Annotated in this window: 2 protein-coding genes; both read left to right on the forward strand. The window is 34.1% G+C overall.

Features of this window, described 5'->3' with window-relative positions; all coding sequences use genetic code 11:
* Positions 1 to 292 (forward strand): hypothetical protein (locus tag K6G87_RS12605; protein ID WP_330669852.1); only part of this gene is annotated, 292 nt, incomplete at its 5' end.
* A gap of 156 nt (positions 293 to 448) precedes the next feature.
* Positions 449 to 2494, forward strand: a 2046-nt coding sequence (locus K6G87_RS12610; protein ID WP_296837823.1) for an ATP-binding protein, incomplete at its 3' end; no start/stop codon positions are given.

The following is a 2494-nucleotide window of genomic DNA, read 5'->3' on the forward strand; positions in this document are numbered from 1 at the left end:
GATTCCAATAGGATTTTTTGATAATATTGCGCCTGTCCTTGCAGGTAAAGATGATGCTTATCTTCTTAGCCCTATTCTTGATGATATGACAGGATTTCCAATGACGCATGTCTTTTATGGAACACATGAAGTAATGTACGCTTATCTTGAGGATATGCAAAAAGCATATGATAAGTACAATGTTCCACTTTTTGTTCATGTAGGAGAGAATATGATGCACTGCTGGGGAGCTATGGAATTTGTCCCTGAAGCACAGGCAGTACGAAAAGAATACTTTAAAGCATTAGCATAAGATATTATAAATACCTCATTTATGCCGATATAAATATATAAAGCTATAAGTAATATGCTTGGAGACTTATTCAGAATACACGTAAGCCGTGAGAGAGACTTTATTATATTTATATCAAACCGGTTCATTTAATGAACCGGATTAAGAGAGGTATAGATGCAGGTTACAAAATTTAAACTAAGAGATATAGATCAAAGATGGAAAAGAAATACTTATGTTATAGTAAGGATATTAATATGGCTTGTTCTTACAAGACTCTGCGTATATGTTTCACTGCACAGTGAAAATCTTATAATTACTACAGGAGATACAGTTTTATTATCTTTTATAATGTTTCCTTTTTTGTTATTGGGAGCCTTATATGGGTATGTTCTTTCTTATATTTCATTTATAATAGCTTTTGTAATAACGTATATCATGAGCATGGATACAGCATACAACATGATCACTTTCCTTGTAGGAACTTCTTCTTTTGCTCTTTTTTCACAATATTTCTGGTTTAAAACCAAAAAGAAAACATTATGTGCAGCATTATATACAACTATATTTGTCGCTCTTGCAGAATATGCATGCTATACAGTAATTAAAAATGAAATCTATAGTATTAGCAGTTTACTTGGGATATTTATGTATATTGCCGCGAGTTCTTTAGAGATTTTTATCGTAGCAATTGCAATGTACATTTTCTATAATAAAATGCCTGATAGGTATAAGATCGTCTTTCCTTTAGGTTTTGGTTACACCAGGATATTTCAGGAAAGTATTGGTGTTCAAAAGGCTATAAAGAAGACAAGAGTAAGCTTAAAAATGACAGTGATCATAATATCAATAGAGGTTATTCTGGGCATTTCTGTAGCTCTTTTTATGATCGCACTGTTTCCTGATATGAAGAAGATGCTGATAGAAAGTGTCAGAAACGGAAGCTCTGTACTTCCTTCCGTAACATCGGGGGAAGCTGATTCTGAAGATTTTATAGCAGGGCTTGAAAACATGAATTATGTTTTTGACGCATCTGCAATTACCTATGATATAAAAATGATTCTTTTGATGCTGTGTGTAGGAGTACCACTTGGGGGCTTTGCCAACTATTACACCAAGTCTACCATAGGAACTCCTATAGGTTACATGTCGGATTTTATGTATGATTTTGCTAATGCAGATGATGAGAAAAAGCTTGAAGTAGCAAGTCAGGTTGATGATATAAGAGTCAATTCAAAGGATGAGATAGAAGTACTTGCATCTTACTTAAAATCCACTATTCATTCTATAGAAGATTATATAGATAAATTAAAAGAAGACCAAAAACTCCAGACAGAGCTTGAAGTTGCTCAAAAATCAAGTGAAGCTAAGAGCTCTTTTTTGTCAAACATGTCTCATGAAATTAGAACGCCTATAAATGCTATTCTCGGCATGAATGAAATGATCCTAAGGCAGGATAATGATCCTGAAATTTTGGAATATGCCATGAACATAAAAAGTGCTGGCAATTCACTTCTTAGTATTATTAATGATATTCTCGACTTTTCTAAAATTGAAGCAGGCAAGATGGATATTTTGCCTGTAAATTATAACCTTAGTTCTATGATCAATGACCTTGTAAATATGATATCAGTAAGAGCTGAGGGCAAAGGCCTTGATATTAATGTTAATGTTGATGAGAATATTCCTGATCAGCTTGAAGGAGATGAAGTCAGGATTAAACAATGTGTTACAAATATTCTTACTAATGCAGTCAAATATACGGAAAAAGGCTCTGTAACTATGGAGGTTACTTACAAGGAGGCTGATGATGATAATATTAGCCTGAGATTTACAGTTTCAGATACAGGAATTGGAATTAAAGAGGAAGATCTTAACAAGCTCTTTTCTCCATTTGAAAGGATTGAAGAGACAAGAAATCGTACAATTGAAGGCACAGGCCTTGGTATGAGTATTGTCAAAAAGCTCCTTGCTATGATGGATACAAAACTGGAAGTCAAAAGCGTTTATGGTGAAGGATCTGAGTTTTCATTTGAAATCATACAAAAGGTAGTGAACCGGGAAGCAATTGGAGATTTCAAGAAGCGTTACAAAGAGTATATAAAGGGCCTAAAGAAGTATCATGAAAAATATCATGCACCGGATGCAAAGGTCCTGGTAGTAGATGATACACCTATGAATCTTACTGTCGTTAAGGGCCTTTTAAAGGCTACCAGAATACAG

The organism is Butyrivibrio sp., from assembly GCF_024699075.1.